The following is a 17,697-nucleotide window of genomic DNA, read 5'->3' on the forward strand; positions in this document are numbered from 1 at the left end:
GGGCGTGGGCGGTGGGGGGTGGGCCGTCGCCCCTGGCCCGGAGACTCGCGGCCGGCACGGCCGCGGAGGGTGCGGAACATGCCGCGGGCGGCGGCCGGCTCGCCGGTCCTCGGGAACGAGGTCGGTTCGCTCTGACCGTCGCGGCGCGGGACGGCGGTGGCTAGGATGAAACGTCAGCCGTTAGCGGCCGGAAGGGGAGCACAGCATGGACGACATCCTGTCCCACTTCGACATCCAGGACATCGACATCGACGAGGGCCACGTGCACGTTGAACAGCAACCGGTGGCGTGCGTGGTGGCCGTCACGGTGACGGTCACCACGGTGGCCGTCACCATCGGGTGATCGCCGGGGCACCGTACTGAACGGGGTGTCGGGCCGCGTGACCCATCGCGGCCCGGCATCCGCAGCCGATGCGTCGAAGGAGCCGAACCGGTGCAGCGGGCCAGGAAGTTGACCTCCGCGGTGTTCGGGCCGATCCCCTTGTCCAGGGGACGAGCCCTTGGAATCTCCGAACGTCTCTCCGCCCTCACCTCGTTGGCGGCCTCCCTCGAGTACCTTCACCTGCGCGACCAGACCCGACCCGGCGGCCTGCACGACTGGGCGGTCATGCGGGAGGCGCACGCCGACGCGTCCCCCGTCACCCATGCCTTGCTTGACGCCGTCGGCGATCGCCGGGCCACCGCCACGCTGCACGCGGCCCGCGCGGTGGTCAGCGCGGCGTTGCTGCTGCCCGGTGCCTCCCGCCTGCGGGGTGCGGGCAGCCTGTTCCTCGCCGCCTCCGGGGCCGCCCTGTACCCGCGTCACCGGTACGGCACCGACGGCTCCGACCAGGTCAGCACAGTCGTGCAGGTGGGCAATGCGGTCGCCCGCCTGTCCCGTTCACCCCGTGTCCAGGACGCGGCCATGTGGCACACCGCGATCCAGTCCAACCTCTCCTACGCCGTCTCCGGCTGGTACAAGCTGCTGGGTCGCCCCTGGCGCGACGGCACGGCACTGGCCGCGGTGTTACGGACCAAGACCTACGGGCACGAGAAGGCCTACCGGCTCGTGATCCGGCACCCGTCCGCCGCCCGGGCCGTGGTTCGGGGCGTGCTGGCGCTGGAATGCCTCTTCCCCGCGGTGTACGCCGCACGGGGCCGCCTCGCCCGGCCGCTGCTCGCCTCGGCCGTCGCGTTCCATGGCGCCAACGGCTACCTCATCGGCATCGGGCGGTTCCTGACGGCGTTCACGGCCATGCATCCCCACGTCGCGTACACCTCGGCACCGCGGAGCCATCCGGCGGTGGCCGATCGCGACGACAGCGTGGTCCCGGTGATCGTGCTCACCCTCGTGGGCACCGCTTCCGCCGCGGCAGTCCTGGCCGCGCGCCGCCGACAACGGGTCCTGACAGGGCCGAAGGGCACCCGCCGGTTGGTCACCCGTCGCGGCAACACGCTGGCCTACCAGTTCGACGAGGGCGACACCGACCGACCGGTCGTGGTCCTGCTGGGCGGACTCGCGGCGACGCGCGAACAGTTCGGCTGGATCGCCGAGGCCGTCGGACGAGAGGCCGGGTGCGGGGTGCTCAGCTACGACCGGCCGGGCTACGGCGCCAGCCTCCGCCGCCGGGGCGCTCCCATGGACCTCGACGCCCAAGCCGTGGAGTTGGCCGAACTGATCGAGTCCGTCGTACCCGTGGACCGGTCGGCGGTTCTCGTCGGCCACTCCCTGGGCGGCGACCTCGCGCGCCGCGTCGCGCCGCTGCTCGGCGGTCGGCTCGCCGGTGTCGTCTACCTCGACTCCGCGCACCCAGCCGAGTTGAAGCGTTCGGTGCGGCAACAGGAGGCCGCCACCCACCTGGATGAGTGGCTGGCCGTGATGGACTGGTCGACCAGGATCGGCGCGGGCATCCTGATGTCCCGGCCGCCGTGGTTCGCCTCCCTCCCCCCATCGGTACGCGACCACGCCTTCGATCAGTACGCCGACGCCCGCCTGTGGTCGACCGCCCGCCGCGAGTGGGCGGCGACCCGCGCCGACTACGAGGCGTTCGAAGGCGAACTCGCCCCCGTCGCCGCACCCGCGCTCGTCGTGTCGGCCGGGCGGACCGTGGCGGCCGACGCCGAACAGTTGGCGATGCACCAGGAGATCGCCCAGGCCCACCGGGCAGGAGGCGCAGAGGTCGACCTGGACGTGGCGGAGGACGCGGACCACGGCACGCTCCTCACCGACAGCCGGCACGCGAACCGGGTCGCCCGCGCCATCCTGGACTTCGTCGACCGAGTGGCCGGTCGGCGCCCCACCACCCCGAAGGGCGCCGCCAAATGAGCGCGACACGAACCGCGTCCCACCTCCTGAAGTCCGCCCTTACCGGGCGCGGCACGTTGACCCGCGCCGCCGTCGCCGCCGCGATCGTCGGCACCGTCGCGGCACAGCACCATCACGTGGCCGTCTTCAATCGGCCGCGGCGTCTCGACAGGTTCTCCCTGCTGCCGAGTTGGCGGTTCTTCGCGCCACTCCCGGGAACGCACGACTACTACGCCATCTACCGCACCGTGGACCACGCCCACCGGCCATCCCGATGGCACGGCCTCGACCTGATCGCGGGGCGCTCCCCAGGACAACTGCTCTGGTTCCCCGCCCGACGAGGAGAGAAAGCCGTCTTCGACATCACCGTCGAGCTTCAGTTGGTCCTCGACCGGGGATTCCCCACGATCACCCGAACCCCTGCCTACCGGCTGCTGGAAGCACACATCACCGACCGGATCCGGGCCGAAGACCGGACCGGCGAGGTGGCCGGCTACCAGATCGCACTGGCAAAAGCCGCGGGCTACGACACCCGCGAGGAACCCTCCCTCATCATGGTCACCCCCTACACGCCGCTGGCCGCGCCACCCACCGCCCCTCGCCCGCCGGCCGTCGAGGCGTAGGCGCCCGAACCGGCCCGTTGAGGGCGAGCAGCGCGGCACGGTAGGCGCCCAGGACCGGTGCCGGCCGTGGCTGGCCGAGGCGGTGGACCGCAGGGGGCTGCCCCGCGATCGGTCGCCGGGCCACGACGACAGCCACGCACGGAGGCGGCCCGGTCATAGTGGGCCCAGCACATCCCTGAGTTCGGCTGCCAGACCGAGGGTTTCCAGCACGGTCAACAGTTGCCTCTCCTCATAGCGGAAGTGATTCTCCATCATCGCGGCGATGCCTTCGAGGTGGTGCTCGAGTTCCTCAGGCGGAGCGGCCCGGTCGACCGCGGCGCGAAGGTCGCCGAGCAGGTGGGCGATCACCGAGTGATCCTGCTCAAGCGAGCGAAGCACCGGGCGCAGCTCCGGGTGCGCGGCCGCGACGGCGGGGAACAGGGTACGGTCTTCGCCTTGGTGGTGGCCGTCGAGGGCCGTGCAGAAGCCGTGGCAGTACAGCAGCGGTTCACGGGTGGCCGCCTCGCCAGGGCTGCCTTCGGCGAGGGAATCGCGGGTCACGCGCAGCGCTTCGCGTAGTTGGTCGTGGACCCGACGTAGTTCTCGGCTCCAGGCGATGAGCCTGGTCGTCTCGCGCTCAGTCACGCGAGAGCGAAGGGTGCGACGTATGCAACGTCGGCCTCCTTCGATCCGGCGCCTCCATGCCTGACACGGTCTGCCACCGGCACGCGACGCTTGACCCAGCCTATCGCGCCTGCTGCCCGTCGACGCGGCCACCTCCCCGGGGCTTCTCACACCTGCCGTGTCGGACACTGGCGCTAAGCGAGCCAGGTGTCGAGCCAGGCGAACGCCTCATCCTGCATGTCCGCCGTGAAGACGTGGCCGTGGTCGGGCCACACCCTGGTGGTCAGCCGCTCACCCGCGCCCTGTGAGTCCCAGACGGCGCGCATCCTGGCGAAGGCGCCCGCCACTCCTTCGGGCGGGAACAGGCCGTCCTCGGCGCCCGCGTGGAACAGCATGGGGCGTGGGGCGGCGATGGAGGCGATGTCCGGGATGTCGAGGTGGCGATAGATCCCGGGATGCAGCATGTGGTAGGCGGACTGGCCGCGCAGGGTGTTGTTGCCGGGAACCATCATCTCCTTCAGCGTGGTCATCCAGCAGACGGCGACCGCGGCGCGGACGTCCCGCGACAGGGCGGCGAGTTGCCAGGCCCGGTAGGCGCCCATCGAGAAGCCGAGCGCGGCCACCCGGCCGCTGTCGACCTCCGGCAGGGAGGCGAGGAACGCCGCCGCCCGGACGTCCTCGTAAGCCGTGAGGCCGGCGAGCGAGGAGCCGAGGTTGTAGAAGTTCGCGGCCAGGGCCTGCTGGTCCTCGTAGGTCAGTGGGCCTCGGTCGGACCAGCCAAGCGCGTCCACGGCGAGCACGGCGTAGCCCCTTGCCGCCAGTTCGTCGCCGACGAAGCGCCCGCTGAAGTACCGCGCGGACCAGCTCTCCGCCGAGGGGAGGCGGCCGTCGTCGGCCCACGGACGGATCATCTTCTCCTTGCCGATGTCGAACCTGGAGCCGTGATCGTGCAGGAGGAGCACCGCGGGGAACGGCCCCGTGCCGTGCGGCAGGAGCAGCAGGCCGCGGGCGCGCCCGTAGTGGCTGAGGGTGAACTCCACCGTGCGGCGCAGGTAGCGGTCGGCGGTCCGATCGTCGATCGTCTCCGGCCGGAACGGGACGTCATCCCGGGCGCGGGGCTGCAGCAGCGAGGCCTCGACCTGGGCCCTGGCCGCCGCTCGCCAGGCGCGGAAGTCCCGTATCCGGGAGTTCCCCCAGGCGAGGGGGAAGGTCAGCTCGTCCTTCATGCGCTGGTAGAAGGCGGGGAGCACTCGCTCCGTCAGCCCGAGGTCGCCGCCGGCCGCGACGGGTTGGGCCGGCGGGGAGGCGGCGGCGTGGGCGGGCACGGCCCAGGTGACGGCCGAGGCGGCCGGGAGGAGAAGCGGGGAGAGCTGGGCGAGCGATACGAACGCGCGTCGCTTCATGATCACCGGTCCTTCGGGGGCCGACGCGCGCCGGTGACCGTGTCGATGCCCAGGCGGTGGTCGTGGCGGCAGCGGCGGCGTCACGTGTTGACGGTTCGTGGGGTGGTGTCCGCCACCGTAAGCGCTTTCATGCCCCCGTCAAGGCTACCGGCGGGTAGGCCGGCGATGCGTGGGGACCGCCCGCCGCCCGTGGACGTCGGCGAGCGGTCGTCGACGCGAGGGACGGACGTCAGACGTCACGTCGCTGCACATGAAGTAGATCTGGTCCCCGTGCGAGGCCTGCCAGATCGTGTACACGACGTGGTGCCCGTCGCGCCCCGGCGCGCTGACCTCGGTGACGTAGTGCGAGGCGGACGCGTACCGCCCCGTCTCAGCCACCAGTTCGAGTCGGCCCAGTCCAGGGCGTCGGTCTCGGCGTCGTAGCCCTGCCTGGTCACGTAGACCCGCAGATAGTCGGCGCCGTGCCGGGCCTCGTCGAAGACGTCGACCGTGAAGGTGCTGTCGACCTGGGTGGTCCGCCATGGGCCCGGGGTGTCCATGGGGCGTAGCGGCCGTTGTCGGTGAGGCCTGCGCTGCACAGCTGGTTGTCGGGGATGAAGGCCTGGTGGTCGCCGCCGGTGCCCTCCCGGTAAAGGGCGTTCCAGAGCCACATGGCGCCGGTGGGGGCCTGCCAGGCCTGCCAGCACATGGGATCCTGGCGCTGCATGTCCGGGTTCAGCCAGTCGCTGCCCCAGCGCAGGTAGCGGCCGTAGACGCGGGAGAGCGGATCGGCGACCGATCCGTGGGCGGAGGCGGTCGGGGTGGACCAGGGGGGCAGCAGCAACATGCCGCTGACCAGGGACGCCACGAGGGCGCGGATGGACCAACCCCGTGGGTCGGTCCATCCGGGGCGAAGGGATAACACTGCGGCTCCTCACTGTTCGGAGGTGGGGGGGTGTCGGGGACTCAGGCGGTCCCCTGGTCTTCGTCGAGCAGTCGCTGGTAGAAGTCGCGCAGTTCGTCGCCGCCGCCCCGGCGCCAGTCGTCGACGGGCGCCGCCCCGGCGCCAGTCGTCGACGGCGTCGCGCACGTCCCGGATCGACCGGCGACCGCGCACCACGTCGTCCTCCAGGTCCGGGAAGCCGTCGTCGAGCGCGCGATCGCCACGCCGTGGCCCCGCTCGGTGCCGCCCTCGGCGATCACCAGGTACCAGTACTCGCCGATGTGGTACAGGTGTGGCGCCTCGGGGGCCTTGGCCCCCGAGGCGCCGGACCAGAGCCACCGCGGCGGGCCGAACGACCGCCCGATGTGCGGGTCGATGCGGACCTGCTCCACCCCGGCGTAGGTGCACCAGCAGTCGCCCTCGTCGTCCCAGGCGAGGTCGGGTCAATGCCCCTGACCTCGGGCAGCAGGCGGGATCGGGCCAGGGGCCGGCCGGGTCGGTGGCGGTGACCAGCAGGTTGCCGTCGCCGCTCACGTTCGTGGTGATCAGCCAGAACCGGCCGTCGTGGTGACGGATGGTGGGGGCGTAGATCCCGCCCGAGCGCGCACCGGGCGGCAGGCGCGGCTGGCTCGGCCGGTCAGGCGCGTTCCCGATCTGGGTCCAGCGCACGAGGTCGCGGCTGTGAAAGACCGGCACCCCGGGGAAGCACTCGAAGCTTGAGCACGCGAGGTAGTAGTCCGCGCCGACCCGACAGACGCTCGGATCCGGGTGGAATCCGGGGATGACGGGGTTTCTGACGGTGTCGGCGTTCTCGGGCATGGGGCCTTCCCCCGTGAAAATGGACACCTGTTTGTGCCGTTATGCGGCGAGTGTGATGGTAGCTGATGTGGCGTGTTCATAGTCGATCGGGGACATGTGCGCTGCTGTGGAGTGCCGGCGTGTGGTGTTGTATCGGTTGATCCAGCGGAAGACCGCGAGCCGGCAGGTATTGGCGTTGTCGTAGCGGTGTGCGCCTTGCAGGGTCTCCCGTTTCAGGGTGGCGTTGAACGACTCGGCGGCGGAATTGTCGGCGCTTGCGCCAACCGTTCCCATCGATCTCGTCACGCCCAACTCGTCGCAAAGATCGGCGAACTCGCGGCTTGTGTATTGCGCGCCGTGGTCGGTGTGGAAGACGGAGCCTGTCAGGCCGCCGCGGGTGGCCGCGGCGGCCTTGAGGGCGTCCGCGACCAGATCGGTGCGCATGTGGTCGGCGATGGACCAGCCCACCAGGCGGCGTGAGAAACAGTCCATGACGGTGGCCAGATACAGGAACTCGCCATCGCCAGTGGGTAGATACGTGATGTCGCCCACGTACTTGGTGTTCGGCCTCGTCGCGGTGAAGTCGCGCTGGCAGGTCCGGTACGGGGGTGTCGGAGGGTTCGCTGACCGTGGTGACATGCCGTTTGCGCAGCCGCAGGCCCGCGATCCCGTTCTCGCGCATGACTCGTTCCACTCGCTTGTGGTTCACCAGCAGCCTGTCGCCCAGGCGGAGTTCGGCGGTGATTCGCGGGCTACCGTAGGTGCCGTCGTGTTCGTCATGGATCGTCCCGATGCGCTCGGCGAGTACGGCGTCGGCCGTCGCGCGTCTGGCGCGAGCGGGAGCCGACGCCCGCCATTTGTAGAAGCTGGAGCGGGTCACCTCCAGCACGTGGCACAGCCGCTGACCGGATAGGTCTGGCAGTGGTCCTCAATGAACTGGAAGCGGCTTACCAGTGCATCTCCGAGGCGAAAAACTTCGTCGCCTTCCTCAGGATGTCCCGCTCGGTGGCCAGCGTCGCGTTCTCCTTCCGCACGGTCTTCAGCTCCGCGCGCAACGCTTCGATCTCGGCCTGAAGCTCCTCCTTGGTCCGCTCGTTCACCTGGGCATCCTTCGTGCTCTTCCTCGCTATCGTGCCGCCGTAGGCGTCGGCGGCATCGATCCACCGACGCAGTGTGTCACGCCGAATACCCAGGTCACGAGCCACCTGGGCGATCGTGAGGTCCGGGTCCGAGTGGTACAAGGTCACAGCATCGACCGCGAACTCGGGCGAGTACACCTTCATCACCATAAGAGACTCCTCTTCCCCAGCCCCCTACCGAGCCGGAATCAGAGGTGTCCACCACTCGGGGGGAGGAGCCCTGGCCCGTCGAAGCCTCGCCCGCCCCGACGAGATCGCCTACTACCTCGCCTACGCACCCACCGGCACCACCGTCGCCGAGCTGGTTCGCGTCGCCGGAACCCGATGGGCGATCGAAGAATGCTTCCAGGCCGCGAAGAACGAGTGCGGCCTGGATGAGTATGAAGTCCGACGCTACCCAGGGTGGTACCGGCACATCACCCTGGCCATGCTCGCCCACGCGTTCCTGGCGGCGATGGCCGCGGGCGACATCGAAAAGGGGGACGAAGAAACGATTCCGGCGCCCTCGTCTCCCTCACCGTGGCAGACATCCGGCGACTCCTGGCAACTCACCGGCCCCAGCCCGCCCACCACCAGCGATTCGACCGGGCGCTGAGCTGGTCCCGCTGGCGACGACGGCACCAAGCCACCGCCCGCCGCTGCCACTACCACCGCCGCACCCGAGGTCACGAACCCGCCCCAACCTGACAGACCATCAGCCGAGAATGCTCAGAAACCCGCCTCTGACCAGCAGCGATAGCGAACTGCGACTGGAGTACTAGTGGGCTCGGCATGGCGCCCTGGTGGAAGCTCCTGTCGGCGTTCGCATGAAAGTGCTCAGCTCCGTACGCGCGAACGCGAAGTGCCCACGATAGCGGCGGTGTCGTTCGTCGTCGCGCAGGACTCGACGACCTGGATGCCCTGATTCGCCAGTAGAGCAACCGCCACCCAGGGGGCGGTTGAGCATCAACCGACGGTCGGCTGGAGGCAGTTGTGGCCGCGCTCATCGGAGACTGCGGCTCGTCCGGCCGAGTTGGTGCGGCACGTCAGGCGTCCTTCGGGGGTTCGTGGTGGGTAGGGCCGGTGAGCGCGACCGCGGTCTGGGTGAGGTGTTGGGCCAGGACCTCAGCCGCGGTGTCGGCGTCGCGGGCGAGCGCCGCCTCCTCGAGCCGGCGGTGCTCGTCGACACCGTCGCGGTCGGGGGTGCGGCGCGCGGCGAAGCGGCGGGCCAGCTCGCTCGCGGTCCACATCCGGTCGAAGGTCTCCAGCAGGACGGGGTTGCCGCATCCCTCCAGCAGGGTGCGGTGGAAGGCGCGGTGGGCTTCCGACCACGCGCCGGTGTAGTGCGCGCCCTCCTTGGGCGCGTACGCCGGGGTGCGGGCCAGGCGGTGGTGGGTGGCGCGTACGCGGGCTTCCCAGTCGACGTCGCCGCGTTCGATGGACATGCGCAGCACGACGGGCTCGATGGTCCGGCGGGCCTCGGCGATCTGCTGCCAGCGGCGGTCGGAGAAGGCCGGGACGGCGAAGCCCCGGTTGGGCAGCCGGTCGGCGAGGCCTTCTCCGACGAGCCGCACGAGCGCCTCGCGCACGACGGCCAGGCTCACGCCCCGTTCCCTGGCGAGCTCCTGCGGCTTTAGGGCGTCGCCGGGGGCGTGGTCCCCGCGCATGATCGCGTCCCGCAGGTGTGCGTAGACCTGCTCGGAGAGCATCCGCTTGCCCGGTGAGGCCGGGGTGTGAGCCGTCTCGGTCATGGTCTGAAGCATAGACGACGCCGGCAGTAATCGATTATTTTTGCTATCATCGATTCAGCGGGCGGCCGACTGTGGCCGACCCCCGCCCCGCAGCACGACGACGCCCGGAAGGAACGGCAGAACACATGACGCGCGGCAACGACCCCTTCGCCCGCCTCCCCGAGGCGGCCTCCTTCACCGTCACCAGCACCACCGTCGCCGACGGCGCCGCCTGGCCGCCCGAGCAGTTCTCCGGCATATTCGGCGTCCCCGGCGGGAAAGACCTCTCCCCGCAGCTGTCCTGGAGCGGCGCCCCGGAGGGCACCAAGAGCTACGCCGTCACCGTCTACGACCCCGACGCCCCCACCGGCTCCGGGTTCTGGCACTGGGCGGTCGCCGACATCCCCGCCACCGTCACCGAGCTGCCCGAGGGCGCCGGCGACGACACCGACTCGGGCCTGCCCGAGGGCGCCTTCCAGCTGCCCAACGACGCCCGCGCCGCCCGCTTCACCGGCGCCGCCCCGCCGCCCGGCCACGGCCCGCACCGCTACTTCATCGTGGTGCACGCCCTCGACGTCGAATCCATTGGCGTCCCGGCCGACGCCACCCCGGCCGTCCTGGGGTTCACCATGGCCGGCCACATCCTCGGCCGCGCGATCCTGACCGCCACCGCAGAGACCCCCGCCTGACACACCGTATGTCCCGACTCATCGACACCACCGAGATGTATCTCCGCACCATCCTGGAGCTTGAGGAAGAAGGCGTGGCTCCCCTGCGCGCCCGCATCGCCGAGCGCCTGAACCACAGCGGCCCCACCGTCAGCCAGACCGCCGCCCGCATGGAGCGCGACGGCCTGCTGCACGTCGCCGACGACCGGCACCTGGAGCTGACCAAGGAGGGCCGGCAGATCGCCGTACGCGTGATGCGCAAGCACCGGCTCGCCGAATGCCTGCTCACCGACGTGATCGGGCTGGAGTGGGAACAGGCCCACGCCGAGGCCTGCCGCTGGGAGCACGTGATGAGCGAGGCCGTCGAACGCCGCATCCTCACGCTGCTGCGGCACCCGACACAGTCGCCCTACGGCAACCCCATCCCGGGCCTGGAGGAACTCGGCGAGAAGCCCACCGTGAGTCCGTTCCCCGACGAGAGCGTGGTCAGCCTCAACGACCTTCAGCCGGGGCCTCACGGCGCAAGCGTCATCGTGCGGCGCATCAGCGAGCCGATCCAGACCGACCCCGAGCTGATGCACACCCTGCGGCACGCCGGAGTGCAACCCGGCGCGGTCGTGAGCGTCACGGCCTCGCCCGGCGGCGTGATGGTCGGCAGCGGCGGCCAGGCCGCCGAACTCCCCACCCAGACCGCCGCGCACGTCCTGGTGGCCAGGCACTGAGCCCAGCAGCCAGCCGGCCACCGACCCATTGCCGTGGCCCGTGTGGGCACGAGGATGGCCCACGACCACGACCACGACCACGACCGTGGCCGAGGGCCATCCTCGTCTGTGCGGTGAGAACCCGGCACGAGGCCCCGATTCCGTCGCGCTGGGAGTCGTCACTCACGGTTACATCCCCAATTGGCCGTACGCGGGGATATTCTGGTGGCCGCCGTCACAGGCAGCACCCGGCAACGTTTGAGCGGGCTCGCCGCCACCTGACCTCGTCCTCGTCGGGCTCGTCCTGGTCCCCGTCCTCGATGTCGGGCCAGCGGCCGAACGGCCCGATGTGGCCGGGACCTTCGGCTCCGAGTACGCCGGGGCCCTTCGTGCGGTGTTGCGCCAGCAGCGCCGCCACGACGTCGTCCGCCTGGTCCTCGGTCTGTTCAACGAGCGTGTGCAGCACGTCTTCGGCGGCGGGGTCGAGGACCTGGCGCTGGAGGCGTTTCATCAGCTCGGGGTCGGTGCCGCTGCCGGGGCCGGTGAGGTCCACCCGCGTCGGCCGGCGCGGGGCGATGATCTCCGGCCCGGCCGGTGCCTCGGCCTGCTCGGCGTCGGCGAGCGCGCGCACAGCGAGGCGACCGAGGGATTCTTGCCTGCGTTCTTCCCGGTCTTGATGGTCAGCTTCTTCGCGATCTCGGGGACGGGTACGCCCTTGTCCTTGAGCGCGCGGGCGAAGAGGAGGGAGTCGTCGTCGATGACCTTCGGCCGCCCGCCGTGGTTGCCCTTGGCGGCGGCCGCCTGCTGGCCTTCCAGGGTCTTCTCGCGGATGTAGTTGCGTTCGATCTGGGCGGCGGCCGCGAGGACGGCGAAGAACATCGCGCCCATGCCGTTGGGGTCGTAGAGCCGGTGAGCGGTCCGGTGAGGAGTTCGAGCTGGACGCCGGCGCCCTGGAGCTGGCCGGAGAGGGTCATCAGCTCGGCGGCGTTGCGGGCGAGGCGCTTGAGTTCGTGGACGGTGAGGATGACCTCCTGGTCCGGGGCGGCCTCCCGGATGTCGTACGCGAGCTTGAGCGCCTTCTCCAGCTCGGGCCGCGTCTGACCCGGGTGGAGATCTTCTCGGAGAGAAGACCCGCTTGCACTTGGCGCGGGCGAGCGCGTCGAGCTGGGAGGCCACAAGGTCTCGGCGTGAGCATCAAGAACCGCGGGAGGTCAATTGTGCTGGGGCGAGGAGGTGCTCCTCCTACCTGCTCTTCGCCGGCGGCTCCCTCGCGGTTTCGCTGCTGTCCGGATTCCTCGGCCGCCCCCGGCTGAACGTCATGCGAACGCTTGCCTCCCTTTCGTGCAAGTAAGAGGTGAGCCATCCGGGCGGACTCGGACAGGAGATTCCATGGACCCGGACGACGAGCTGTTGGCTCGCGCCGCCCGCAAGTCGTCGGCCTTCGAACCGCTGGTCGCCCGACACACCGCCGCCCTGCACGGCTATCTCGTACGCCGTGCCCCGGCCGTCGCCGACGACCTGCTTGCCGATGTGTGGCTCCAGGCCTATGCCAACCGCCACACCTACGACGTCGGTCGCCGCCCCGCTAGGGGCTGGCTGTTCGGCGTTGCCAGGAACGTATTGGCCCGCCACTGGCAGCGCGCCGCCCGCGAGGCGGGGGCAGCCCAACCGCCTGGCGATGCCATGAGCACCGACTCTTGGGAGGCCGTCGACCAGCGGCTCGTTGCTGCTGCGGCCGGCCCTGAGCTTCGCAGCAGGCTCGCCGGACTCTCCGCGGAGCTGCGCGAGCTGATCTTGCTCGTGGCCTGGGAGGAGCTCACTCCCACCGAGGCGGCGGCGGTCGTCGGCATACCCGTCGGGACCGCTCGCTCTCGACTTCACCGGGCCCGTGCTCAGCTGCGTGAGGGCCTATCCGGCGGCATCCTCACCACCCTGACGGGAGACTTCGCATGACACACCAGAACCGGGACCTTTCTCAGCACGACGACGTACTCGATTTCCCCGGGGCCATCGCACTGAAGGAGGCCGGCAGCGTATCGCCGCCGTCCACCGAGGTGCTCGCGACGGCCGGCTTTGCAGTCTGTGAGGCCATCGCGGCCGACACTGTCGCGGATGCGCCGGTCACACAGGCGTCCCTGTGCCGGCTCGGCCGGCGCCGGCTGCTCGTCTCGGCCGCGGTGGTCGCGGCCGCTGCCGCCGCGGCGATCGCCATCCCGGTCGTGGACCTGGGCGGCGGAATGCCTCCGGCGACCGCCTCGGCCGCCCAACTGTTCGATGCGATGGCCGACGTGGCTGTGGCCGGGAGCGTGACCGACGCTTCGTACTGGAAGATCACCATCAAGCGCTGGGTGGAGGGCGACGAGCCGCACACGGGCGACATCTACATCGGCCGCCACGACATCGTCATTGAGACCCAAAACGGCCGGACGATCCGCAAGGAGAATCCGTCGGGCACCGGCTGGCTGGTCGGCGAGGACCGTGTGGACTGGGAGGGTCTCGACGAGCTCCCGACAGAACCCGGCGCGCTGCGTGACCTCCTTGCCGAGGGCGCGGAGGGGTCGGCCCACGAGCAGACGGTCCGCCAGGCCGGGCAGCTGCTGGCCGGCTCTCCTGCCTCGCCTGAGCTGCGCGCCGCGCTGTTTCGGGTACTGGCGGACACCCCGGGCGCCGAGGTGACGGAAGGCGTGAAGGACGCGGTGGGGCGCACCGGAACCGAGATCTCCTGGAACTGGACGGAGGATCTGCGCTGGACAGCCCGCACAATCCGAATTGGATCGTGAACCCGGACACGGCTGAGATGCTTGAGCTGAACTACTCGCCAGAGGACGACGAGCACATCTCCCAGCGGGATACGTATCTCTTCGCGGGCCCGGCCGACAGCCCCACCTGAACGGTCCAACGGGACGGCGACAGGAGAGTTGTCCGCCCTAGGCCGTGGCAGGCAACATTTGCCTTGTGCTGTCGTCCGGCGGGCGCCAGCACGAGCCCGTGGCTGGCGGCCGGCGGCGGTGCGGGCCGTGCCGCGGTGACGGCGGCTGTCCACCGGTGCCGCGTGTCCGACTGCTCACTGTGACCGTCGACGAGCAGCTGCTCGCGCTGGACCGCCCTGGCCGCGGTGCTGTCGATGGCGGCGGTCTCCAGCGCGCTGTAGCCAGAGACCGTGAGCGTGGTGTCCAAGCCGTCGGGGCCGGTGAGCCACATCGTGCGCGACCAGATACCTGCGCTGCAGACGCTGCTGTGGCCGGACGAACCGCGGGCCATGCCGGTACCGGATGCGCCACCGGCGCGCCGTCAGGAGCTGGCGATGGCCAGGTCGCTCATGGACGCGGTGTCCGAGGACTTCCGCCTGGGGTTCCAGCACGACCACTACCGCGCCGCGCTGGAGCCCCCATCCACCAGTGACTTCGCCCCTCCCCGCACTCAGCCCCTACCTCAACGCCACCTGTCACGAGCAAGTTGCAGAAAGGGGCTCAGTGTGCGCCCGTTCCTGTGCCGCGGTGGGTCTCCGTGTCGTGTGTCTTCCGCCGACGAGGGATGAGGCCGAGCAGGCCTAGAAGACCAGCGAGGCCCCAAAGGCCCCAAAGGCCCCACCCTCCGTCGTCACCGTTCTCGTCGTCATCCTGCGCCTGACTCTGGGTGGCCTGCACGGTAGCCGCCTGGGCCGCCACCGGCGTCTGTGCCTCTGCGGTGACCGCAGCGGGTCCCGTGAGGAGAACAGCGGCCAGGAGAGTACCGATAGTCGTGCGACGCATAATTCCTCCTACGTGGTCCTGGTGGGTCTCGCTTCGCAATCTATGTCACGTGACGCCGGAGCGTTGCGCAACTCGGGCGGGTACGAAAGCGCTCCGTGAAGCGGGCTTAAGCCCATTCCTCGGGGGGTCCGCGGCTAGGTCTTGTCCGGTCGATCACGTGCGGAGCCAGATGACGAGGGCTGCGGCAGTTGTGGTTCCTAGTGTCCTGAGTCGTTAATTCGTCTGCAGTATGCGGCGAGGGTTTCCAGGATCTCGTCGGCGGTCTTAGTCCATATGAACGGCTTGGCCTTGTTCCATTGGTTGCTCCAGCCGCGGATGAGAAATTGTCAAGAGTTGTGAACTGTGCCGTCGACGTCTACCGCTGTTCCCACTCGGTCCGGGTGAGTTCGTACTCGACTTCACCGTGTTCGGAGCCCTCGATCGCCTCCGGCCAGTCCCCGGTGAAGTTCCGGACGAAGGACAGGCCCGACTTCTCCATGACGCGGCGGGAACGGGTGTTGACGGCCATCGTGTTCGCCGTGACCCGCTCGACCTTCAGGTCCGTGAACCCCTTGTGGATCAGGGCCTGGGACCCCTCGGTGGCGTAGCCGTGCCCCCATGCCGCCTGCTTCAAGCGGTAGCCGAGTTCGACCACGGCGGGGCTGTGCTCGTCCAACGGTCGGAACTCGAACCAACCCAGGAAAGTGCCGGTGGTCTTCTCCTGGGCGGCCCAGTAGCCGCGGGTCTCCCAGCACGGGTAGTCGTGCAGGAGTCGCGGCAGGACCCGCGTCTCGATTGCCTCACGGCTGGTGGGGCGACCTCCGTTGATGAAGCGCATGACCTCGGGGTCGTTGTCCAGGGCGAGCAGGTGGTCGGTTTCGGCCGTCGTGAACGCGCGCAGGACGAGCCGGTCGGTCTCCAGAAAGTTGGACATGCCGCGATCTTCACCACGGGCTGGCCGGGCCCGCCACCGGTTTTCCGACCGACGGCCGTCGGTGGTGTTCATGCCGCGCGGGCCGCGGATCGCTCGACGAGGATGCCGCGCTCGAAGCTGGCCCCGGCGCGGACCAGTGCGACGAGGTGCGGTGCGTTCACGGCTCGCCACCGCTGCTGGGCGGACTCCACCAGTTTGAAGACCATCGCCAAGGCGGCGGACGCGCTGCCGGCGCCCTTCGTGACCTTCGTGCGGAGCCGAACCGTTGCGAAAGTGGACTCGATGGGGTTCGTGGTGCGCAGGTGGATCCGGATCCAGTGCTCGGCGGGGAAGTCGTAAAACGCGAGCAGTTCGTCCGTTTCGTCGGTGATCTTCCTGGCCGCTTTGGGGAACTTCGCCCCGTAGGTTTTCTCAAACGCCGCAACAGCCTGAGTGCGTGGTCGCGGTCCTCGGCGTTGTAGATCTCCCGCAGGGCCTTCTTCGCCCCGGGCTGGGCGGACTCGGCAGGGCGTTCGCGACATTGGCGATCTTGTGGACCCAGCACCTCTGATGCCGTGCCTCGGGGAAGACCTCGGTCAGAGCCTTCCAGAAACCGAGCGCCCCATCACCGACCGCCAGGACAGGGGCGCGCATCCCGCGCCGCTGACAGTCGCGCAGCAGGTCGGCCCAGGAGTCGGCCGATTCCCGGTAGCCGTCGCTCATGGCGATCAGCTCCTTGGTGCCGTCCGCGCGCACACCCATCAACACGAGCACACACGACTTCGCCTCCCGCAGGCGTATGCGCAGGTGGATGCCGTCGGCCCATACGTAGACGTAGTCGCTGCCGGACAGATCGCGCTCGCCGAACGCCTGGTGATCGGCCTGCCACTGCTGAGTGAGCCGGGTGACCGTCGCCGGTGACAGGCCCGCCGAGCTGCCGAGGAACTGCTCGAGGGCGGGCACGAAGTCGCCTGATGACAGGCCGTGCAGGTAGAGCAGCGGCAGCACTTCGCTGATCTTCGGCGACTTGCGGCACCAGGGCGGAAGAATCGCCGGGGAGAACCGCTTGCGCTCACCCGTTGCCTCATCGATGCGCTTGTCGTTGACGCGCGGGGCCCGCACCTCGACGGCTCCCGCGGCGGTGGTGACCTTCCGCGGCTGGTGGTGACCGTTGCGGACCACGAGCCGACGCCCCCGCTCGTCCTTCTCGTGCGCCAACTCGGCTATATAGGAGTTGACTTCGGCCTCCAGCGCGGCGGCCAGCATCCGCCTCGCGCCCTCCCGGACGTTTTCGTTGATCAAGGAGGAGCCGTTGACCGTGGTGCCGTCGTCATTCACTACGCTGAGCACGGACGTGCCTTCCCGGCCGGCGCTGCAACGTCGGCCTTGCTCGGTGACCGATAGATCTCACCGGGGAAGCTACGTCCTCCCAGGCTGATCCACAGGTCCTGAGCATTGCTCCGCGGATGTCGCGTTCGAGTTCGAGGACGCTGCGGTGGGCGGAGCGACGGAGCTTTCGGGTGGTCGTTCGGCGAACCAGCGCTCGACGAGGTTGAGTCAGGAGGCGGAGGTGGGGGTGAAGTGGAGGTGGAAGCGGGGGTGGCGCAGTAGCCACTTCTTGACCGCCTCCGTCTTGTGCGTGGCGTAGTTGTCCAGGATCAGGTGGAGGTCCAGTTCCTTGGGCACCGCTTGGTCGATGTGCTCCAGGAAGCGTAGGAACTCCTGGTGCCGGTGGCGGCGGTAGTGCTGGGCGATGACTGACCTGGATGTGATGTCCAGGGCGGCGAACAGGCTGGTGGTGCCGTGGCGGATGTAGTCGTGCGTCATCCGGTGCCGAGGTGGTGGGTGCCAGCAGCAGAACCGGTTGGGTCCGGTCCAGCGCCTGTATCTGCGACTTCTCGTCCACCGCCAGCACCAGGGCGTTCTCGGGCGGGGAGAGGCAGACGCCGACCACGTCGCGCACCTGGTCCACGAACCGCGGGTCGGTGGACAGCTTCCAGGTCTGCACGATGTGGGGCTTGAGAAGCCGTATCTCAACCGGACGGTATCGGTTGATTCTTGCTGGTCAGGCATGGTTTTGCTCGGGGTGAGGGAGGGATGCGGCGTCTTGTGTCCACTTCATGACCGAGGGGTGCGCGGTGGCGTTGGTGCTGGGAATGCTGGAGGAGCGGGAGGCGGCTGCCCGGGTGCGGGTGGAAGGTCT

At 69.7% G+C, this 17,697-nt stretch carries 13 protein-coding genes and 7 pseudogenes; 8 read left to right on the top strand and 12 right to left on the bottom strand.

Annotated elements, in window-relative coordinates:
* Positions 1 to 205 precede the first annotated feature (205 nt).
* From E1265_RS37110 to E1265_RS18180, 3 genes are all read left to right on the top strand, one after another.
* The gene (locus E1265_RS37110; RefSeq protein WP_165953785.1) at positions 206 to 343 is read left to right on the top strand and encodes a hypothetical protein; all 138 of its coding nucleotides are present in this window, start codon (positions 206 to 208) and stop codon (positions 341 to 343) included.
* Between the two features lie 192 nt (positions 344 to 535).
* Positions 536 to 2,305, top strand: coding sequence for an alpha/beta fold hydrolase (locus E1265_RS18175; protein ID WP_132931361.1), 1,770 nt, complete (start codon positions 536 to 538; stop codon positions 2,303 to 2,305).
* Positions 2,302 to 2,907 carry a hypothetical protein gene (locus E1265_RS18180; protein WP_132931362.1) on the top strand — a complete coding sequence of 202 codons (606 nt, stop codon included), beginning with the start codon at positions 2,302 to 2,304 and terminating at the stop codon, positions 2,905 to 2,907. The genes E1265_RS18175 and E1265_RS18180 overlap by 4 nt, the downstream gene beginning before the upstream one ends.
* 153 nt (positions 2,908 to 3,060) lie before the next feature.
* Here E1265_RS18180 and E1265_RS18185 read toward each other — a convergent pair whose 3' ends face one another.
* From E1265_RS18185 to E1265_RS18205, 5 genes and pseudogenes are all read right to left on the bottom strand, one after another.
* Positions 3,061 to 3,531, bottom strand: coding sequence for a hemerythrin domain-containing protein (locus E1265_RS18185; protein ID WP_132931363.1), 471 nt, complete (start codon positions 3,529 to 3,531; stop codon positions 3,061 to 3,063).
* A gap of 173 nt (positions 3,532 to 3,704) precedes the next feature.
* Complete coding sequence (locus E1265_RS18190) at positions 3,705 to 4,736, bottom strand: alpha/beta fold hydrolase (RefSeq protein ID WP_243740909.1); 1,032 nt, start codon at positions 4,734 to 4,736, stop codon at positions 3,705 to 3,707.
* A gap of 414 nt (positions 4,737 to 5,150) precedes the next feature.
* Positions 5,151 to 5,739 (bottom strand): annotated as a pseudogene (locus tag E1265_RS39245) (lytic polysaccharide monooxygenase auxiliary activity family 9 protein); the annotation flags it as partial.
* Between the two features lie 305 nt (positions 5,740 to 6,044).
* Positions 6,045 to 6,654: pseudogene (locus tag E1265_RS18200) on the bottom strand (family 43 glycosylhydrolase); the annotation flags it as partial.
* Positions 6,655 to 6,693: 39 nt separating this feature from the next.
* Positions 6,694 to 7,922: pseudogene (locus E1265_RS18205) on the bottom strand (IS3 family transposase).
* A gap of 70 nt (positions 7,923 to 7,992) precedes the next feature.
* Between E1265_RS18205 and E1265_RS18210 the strand changes: the two are divergent.
* Positions 7,993 to 8,367: pseudogene (locus E1265_RS18210) on the top strand (IS701 family transposase); the annotation flags it as partial.
* 430 nt (positions 8,368 to 8,797) lie between these two features.
* On the opposite strand, the gene E1265_RS18215 reads toward E1265_RS18210, so the two are convergent.
* On the bottom strand, positions 8,798 to 9,502 hold the full coding sequence (locus tag E1265_RS18215; protein WP_132931365.1) for a GntR family transcriptional regulator: 705 nt from the start codon (positions 9,500 to 9,502) through the stop codon (positions 8,798 to 8,800).
* A 125-nt stretch (positions 9,503 to 9,627) separates the two neighbouring features.
* On the opposite strand from E1265_RS18215, the gene E1265_RS18220 reads away from it, so the two are divergent.
* Positions 9,628 to 10,170: a YbhB/YbcL family Raf kinase inhibitor-like protein gene (locus E1265_RS18220; RefSeq protein WP_132931366.1), complete on the top strand. Its 543-nt coding sequence runs from the start codon at positions 9,628 to 9,630 to the stop codon at positions 10,168 to 10,170.
* Between the two features lie 8 nt (positions 10,171 to 10,178).
* Positions 10,179 to 10,871 (top strand): metal-dependent transcriptional regulator, encoded by a 693-nt coding sequence (locus E1265_RS18225; RefSeq protein ID WP_132931367.1) that lies wholly within the window; start codon positions 10,179 to 10,181, stop codon positions 10,869 to 10,871.
* Between the two features lie 214 nt (positions 10,872 to 11,085).
* Here E1265_RS18225 and E1265_RS38115 read toward each other — a convergent pair whose 3' ends face one another.
* Entirely contained in the window at positions 11,086 to 11,361 is a 276-nt protein-coding gene (locus tag E1265_RS38115; protein ID WP_207931125.1) for a hypothetical protein, read from the bottom strand.
* Complete coding sequence (locus E1265_RS38120) at positions 11,361 to 11,738, bottom strand: recombinase family protein (RefSeq protein WP_207931126.1); 378 nt, start codon at positions 11,736 to 11,738, stop codon at positions 11,361 to 11,363. The genes E1265_RS38115 and E1265_RS38120 overlap by 1 nt, the downstream gene beginning before the upstream one ends.
* 501 nt (positions 11,739 to 12,239) lie before the next feature.
* Between E1265_RS38120 and E1265_RS18235 the strand changes: the two genes are divergently transcribed.
* Together E1265_RS18235 and E1265_RS18240 are read left to right on the top strand one after the other, a co-directional pair.
* The gene (locus E1265_RS18235; RefSeq protein ID WP_132931368.1) at positions 12,240 to 12,803 is read left to right on the top strand and encodes an RNA polymerase sigma factor; all 564 of its coding nucleotides are present in this window, start codon (positions 12,240 to 12,242) and stop codon (positions 12,801 to 12,803) included.
* The gene (locus E1265_RS18240) at positions 12,800 to 13,630 is read left to right on the top strand and encodes a hypothetical protein (RefSeq protein ID WP_243740908.1); all 831 of its coding nucleotides are present in this window, start codon (positions 12,800 to 12,802) and stop codon (positions 13,628 to 13,630) included. The genes E1265_RS18235 and E1265_RS18240 overlap by 4 nt, the downstream gene beginning before the upstream one ends.
* 1,169 nt (positions 13,631 to 14,799) lie before the next feature.
* On the opposite strand, the pseudogene E1265_RS39250 reads toward E1265_RS18240, so the two are convergent.
* From E1265_RS39250 to E1265_RS18265, 4 genes and pseudogenes are all read right to left on the bottom strand, one after another.
* Positions 14,800 to 14,919 (bottom strand): annotated as a pseudogene (locus E1265_RS39250) (IS630 family transposase); the annotation flags it as partial.
* 38 nt (positions 14,920 to 14,957) lie between these two features.
* Positions 14,958 to 15,515 (bottom strand): GNAT family N-acetyltransferase, encoded by a 558-nt coding sequence (locus E1265_RS18255; protein WP_132931370.1) that lies wholly within the window; start codon positions 15,513 to 15,515, stop codon positions 14,958 to 14,960.
* 68 nt (positions 15,516 to 15,583) lie between these two features.
* Positions 15,584 to 16,844: pseudogene (locus E1265_RS18260) on the bottom strand (IS256 family transposase).
* A gap of 124 nt (positions 16,845 to 16,968) precedes the next feature.
* Positions 16,969 to 17,517, bottom strand: a pseudogene (locus tag E1265_RS18265) (IS630 family transposase); the annotation flags it as partial.
* Between the last annotated feature and the right edge of the window lie 180 nt (positions 17,518 to 17,697).

It is taken from the genome of Streptomyces sp. 8K308, assembly GCF_004348315.1.
Lineage (GTDB): Bacteria > Actinomycetota > Actinomycetes > Streptomycetales > Streptomycetaceae > Streptomyces.